At 60.2% G+C, this 4945-nt stretch carries 5 protein-coding genes; 1 reads left to right on the top strand and 4 read right to left on the bottom strand.

Going from position 1 to position 4945, the window contains the following annotated elements; translation table 11 throughout:
* The 4 genes from EN914_RS24125 to EN914_RS24140 all read right to left on the bottom strand — a co-directional run.
* On the bottom strand, positions 1 to 204 hold a 204-nt coding region (locus tag EN914_RS24125; RefSeq protein WP_164778878.1), incomplete at its 3' end, for an AAA family ATPase.
* Entirely contained in the window at positions 201 to 1460 is a 1260-nt protein-coding gene (locus EN914_RS24130) for an exonuclease SbcCD subunit D (RefSeq protein ID WP_024504953.1), read from the bottom strand. The genes EN914_RS24130 and EN914_RS24125, both read right to left, overlap by 4 nt.
* 375 nt (positions 1461 to 1835) lie before the next feature.
* Positions 1836 to 2597 carry an AAA family ATPase gene (locus EN914_RS24135; protein WP_024504954.1) on the bottom strand — a complete coding sequence of 254 codons (762 nt, stop codon included), beginning with the start codon at positions 2595 to 2597 and terminating at the stop codon, positions 1836 to 1838.
* On the bottom strand, positions 2594 to 4561 hold the full coding sequence (locus EN914_RS24140; RefSeq protein ID WP_127219040.1) for a hypothetical protein: 1968 nt from the start codon (positions 4559 to 4561) through the stop codon (positions 2594 to 2596). Before EN914_RS24140 ends, EN914_RS24135 begins: the two co-directional genes overlap by 4 nt.
* 206 nt (positions 4562 to 4767) lie before the next feature.
* Here EN914_RS24140 and EN914_RS39905 point away from each other — a divergent pair, with 206 nt between their 5' ends.
* Positions 4768 to 4896, top strand: a complete 129-nt coding sequence (locus tag EN914_RS39905) for a hypothetical protein (protein WP_255337276.1) — start codon at positions 4768 to 4770, stop codon at positions 4894 to 4896.
* Positions 4897 to 4945: the final 49 nt, after the last annotated feature.

Below are 4945 nucleotides of genomic sequence, written 5' to 3' on the forward strand. Positions count from 1 at the left end.
GTACTCGTGCAGGAAATTGTAGCGGCTGCGTTCCTCGATGCCGAACAACAGATCGAGATAGCCGGAAAGCGCGGTCGACTTGCCGGCTTCGTTCAGGCCGAAGACGATATGCAGATCGGGACCGGATTCCGGTTTCGGCCCGAAGTCGATCGTCCTGTCGGTGAACTTGCCGTAGCGGATGAGGTCAAGGCGGCGCAGCCTCATTGTGATCCACCGGCCTTGAGGCGGGCGGTGACCAGATTTGCGCCGTTGGCAAGCACCCTATCGAGGAACAACTCCTGCTCAGCCTCGTCCTTGCCGGCGAAATCGCGCCCGTCAGGCGGAAGATCCGCGACCATCTTCTGGACCAAGGCCCTCGCCTCAGCTCGGAACGCGTCCGAGCCGGCATCGGCGCGCATGGATTGAGCGAGCTCGAAAATCGGGTCGGCGGCTTCCTCGGAGGTCTGGGATGTGGATGGAGACACTTTGAGCTCGAGCTTCTCCACCCAAGTGTCTCCCGTCTGCTCCGCGGCCTGCTCGGCCTCTGCGAGCAGCAGGTCGCGATCACGGATCAAGGCCCAGGACAAAGGTGACGCACCGGTCAGGTCGAGACGAACCACGGCATGACGGGATTTGACAGAGGCGCGAACACGTTCGAGTGCGGAACGGACTCGTCCGACGACATCGGACCATTCCTCCATTTCGGTCAGGTCGACATTCACCCTTTCGAATTGCGCGATGCTGGTCAGCCTCTCCTCTATCTCTACGGTGCGGTCGTCTCGTATCGTCACCAGGGTGACGGATTTCTCCCCGGCCTCATTGATGTCCCTGCCCTGTGGAATTCCCGGCATCACCACCGTGCTCGCCCCAGGATGGACCTGGCGGACATGGATGTGCCCAAGCGCCCAGTAGTCGAAGCCATGGGCATGCAGGTCGGTGGCGTTGCAGGGGGCATAGACGTCGTGGCCGGGCGATCCGGCCAGGCTGGTATGCATAATGCCGACATTGACCGTGCCTTCACGCGGCACCGAATACTTGGGCAGCAGGCTGTCCGGCGCCTTGGGGCTGGCAAAGCTCAAGCCATGAAACATGACGTCGAGCCCGGCGGCTGTCTGCAGCACGGACTGGGGACGGCCACCGAATATCGTGACCGTCTCCGGGAACACCAGCTGCTTCGATATGCGCGATAGCGCGTCATGATTGCCACGGATCTTGAAGACTCTAATGCCGGCCTGGTGCAGCCGTGTCATCTGCGACGCCAGGAAGCGGGCGGTTTTCATCGACGTCTGATCGCCGTCGTAGAGATCGCCGGCAATGACCAGCGCATCGACACGTTCCGCAAGGCAGAGATCGACGATCGAGACAAACGCCTGGCGACTGGCGTCTCCGACGAGTTCGGCAAGGTCGCCGTTTCGCATCGCCAGCGAACGCAGTGGCGAGTCGAGATGGATGTCGGCGGTGTGAACGAATCGGAATGGCATGGGGAAGTCTCCGGTCACAATTATACGAGTGTTCGACCGCGGCTCGACAGGAAAATCTCAAGATAGGGGTGTTGGCGTTCGGGTATAGGTCGCCCTTGAGCAAGGGTCTTGGCTATGTGCCGGGTAAGGCCATTTCGCGTTGACAGGGAGTTGCAAAACACCGCCCGAATGTCGAACATTCTCGGGATCGCGATCGATCCTTAGAACCCGGGAGCCTGTCTGGGGGCAATCTATCGGAGCGACTGCAGCGCCGGATGCCCAGATGCTACGGGTAATCTCGGCCGCAACGGAACTCGCCGGCGACCTCAAGCGAACAGATTGAATTATTGCACGAATACCAGTGTGCCGTCCGGAATTATCTGTCGCTGTCCGGAATTAAGCCGGGCTGCGGAGGTCGTCTGCGGCGGCGTTTCGGCGCTCGTGTAGAAGCCTGAGCACACCGCTGCCGCACGACATGCCGCGAAGCGTGGTCTCTATCCGAGGAAGACGAATGCTGCCGAAGCCGCTGGTCCCGGCAGCGCTATTCTGGAGGAGATGGCAAAGCGCGCGAAGGGAGGTGTTCTCACCGTAGATAACAATCGCTTCGTAGGCGTCGGCTCCCTCAACGTTGTGTTCCGCGCCGATCCTCACGCAGTCCTCCCGCGTCGGCTGCCCGATCTCGAAACGCATGCCGATACGGCTTTCGATCTGATCCACAGCGTGGGTATCACGCCTCGTGCCGGCTAACCGATGAGTGTTGCCGGCGAGCAGTAAAGCGAAGCCGCACCGCTCCTGAAGATGCAGCAGCTCCCGCAAAACAGTGGGTGTGAAGTTCTGATATTCGTCCACCAGCAACGGACGCGTCGGGCCGTATCGGGCGCCCAAAAAATTCATGCAATCCTTCGCAAGATCGTAGGTGTGCTTGCTGTCCCTTTGGACGCCGTAGGCGTCATGCAGCATCAGGAACATCGGCCTGATAGCCTTGGTATGCTGCGTCACCTCACAATAGGCAGCTCCGCTTTGGGCGGCTATCCAGTTGAGCGCTACAGTCTTTCCGAGTCCGGCTTTGCCGACCGCAAGCACCGGATATCGCATCTTGACCGCCATATCGAATGCAGCCCGTACGGTGAACGCGGCGCGGGTTTCGATAAACGTCATCCGACGATCCTCTTCGCCAAGTCCATCTGAACGGCTATGCGCTCGTCCTGTTCGCGTCGGCGCTCTTCGGAGGTCGAAGCCCTCTTCGGCATTACGATCCGCGCCGGCCGCTTCGCCGGATCGTGAGAGACGATGCCGACGGGCTCGTTGGGGACCGTGTCAAGCTGGGCTTCGCCGCGTGCGATCAGGCGTGCAGCCACGTCGATATCAGGGGCTGACCGATCGAGGTCACGCACCGCCTGCCGATGCACCTTTGCGCGTTCGGCTGATGCTTTTGCGCCGCGCTTGTCGAGCGGATGGAACTCGACGTCGGGAGAGGCTATGCCGACTCGTTCACCATAGCGGTCAAGCAGCAGCAACTCGGCCGGTGTGTGATAGGCCGGCACACGAACCCAGATCTTCTCGTACTGGTAAGCCTGCAATTCTGGGCATGTCCAATGACGGCCACCGACCGATATCGCACCCTGAACAACCGACCGCTCTTCGGTTCGCGCACATGCCGCGCGCACTTCATCGCGGCTCATCGCAGTCGGCGTCCATCCGGCCTCAAGGTGTTTGCGGAATGTGGCTTCAGGTGAGAGACCTTTGAGCGCGCTCTTTTTGCCCTGCGCAGTGTGATTATAGGTGCGCACGAAGCCTTCTATGGCCGGCACCACATCTTCGAACGTGCCGAACGGAGCCACTGTCCTCCCGATAGCCTCCTGCTTCTTGCTCATTCGGTTGCCGCCGATGTGGCCGCGCGCCGTGCTGAAATAGCGCGTCTCCAGGTCGCCGAATAAACGCTCAATCGGCTTTGCAGAGGCGTTGTAGGGCAAAGCATTGATGACGTGGGTTGATCGGGACGGGCCATGGAAGCCCGGCACGGTAAGCAGCATGGCATCGTCCAGAAAGGCGGCGAAGCTGAATTCTTTGCCGTTGTCGACATAGAGCGACTGCGGCATGCCCCACGCTTCGATCATGGCCGCGAACACTTCGATCACGTCGCGGTTTTGCACTCCGCCGCGCTTTTCGAAAAAGATCAGCCCTATCCAGAGGCGCTGCGTCGCCCAATCTAAGAAGCCGATCAGCCTAGCAGTGGCGACAGTGCCGTCAGGACGAGTGAGGTGAATGTCGACAGGGTGAACATCGCCGACCACCAGCTCCATCGGCTGCAGGCAGGCGACGGTGCGCCGGATGCGCGGCCGGCGATCATCATAAGCCTTATGGTCGCGCTTAAACCGGTGGACGTTTCGGAAGTGGAGTTCCGCTGAGACGAGGTCGGTTGGAATAGAACAAGCGCGCTCCATCACGTTAGGATCGCCGGGAGGGAAACCCCAGGCCCGAGTCGCGTCGATCAGGAACTTCTCGGCTTCTTGCAGGGTGTGGCCCCACGACATGCCGCCTTTGAGTAGGCCGCGGATTTCCTGCTTTAGGTCCTCCGCGATTTTTGCCTTGGTGGATGCGTCGAACGGGACCAGCTTGTCCCACCTCCGGCTTATGACGACACGCTTCTTGCCCCTGTCCGATCGACCATGCCGTCCGACCTTCATGTCTTCGTCAAAGCGTGCGGCATGGCGCTGCAGCGTCCGCAGGGAATAGCTGACCGCCGTGCCCTCCCAGTTCCGCGTTGGGTTGTCTGCTAGCTCGGCCAGGGCGTCGGTGCGGGCAGTCGATTTGACTGGATGCTGAAGCGCTGGCCTCAGGTAATCGAGCCACCATGTGTGCTCTGCCGTCCTGCCGGTGATTGATTTCGAGTGGTTTTCAACGAGGATTTGAGAGACCTTTAAACGGTGCTGGTATTCGAGCGGCAGGGACGTGGAATTCACCTGATATTGCTCTCCGGCGTTCCCGCCGCGCCGACCATTGACCTTCCGCACTTCGAGCGGATTTTTTCGCCAGCGACGCCGACGAAGAGCGCGGTGAGCGACTTGCCGCCGAATGCCGACCAGTGCAGCAAACTCAACTGTGGTCAGCCACTCACTCATAGCTAGTAACCTGGCGTCGACGCGGGGCAATTCCTGAGAATTTTGTGGGGATATGCTACATCGCGAACGTGTAGGCTATTTGACGATCGTCCGAGACCACCTCGCGGAGGCAATATCAATGTCACCCCCGGCGAGAAGATACTATTAAGCGCTGCAATAGCGCTGGGTCGTAAGCTCGATGACGCCTCCGCTAGGGATTGGGCCGGTTGGATCTGATAACCGCCTTCGGATTCCAGGAAATCGTAAAGCTCGTTGAGGCAGTGCGCATCGACGAAACGATCAACGACCAACATCTGGCGAGCCGTCTTGTCGGGTTAGTCAATGACCGCAACTGAACTGAAGCGAATCCCCCGAGAGGTGCGAGCGCCACTCGCTCGATAAGGG

The organism is Mesorhizobium sp. M7A.F.Ca.CA.001.08.2.1, assembly GCF_003998455.1.
Taxonomy (GTDB): Bacteria; Pseudomonadota; Alphaproteobacteria; order Rhizobiales; family Rhizobiaceae; genus Mesorhizobium; species Mesorhizobium ciceri.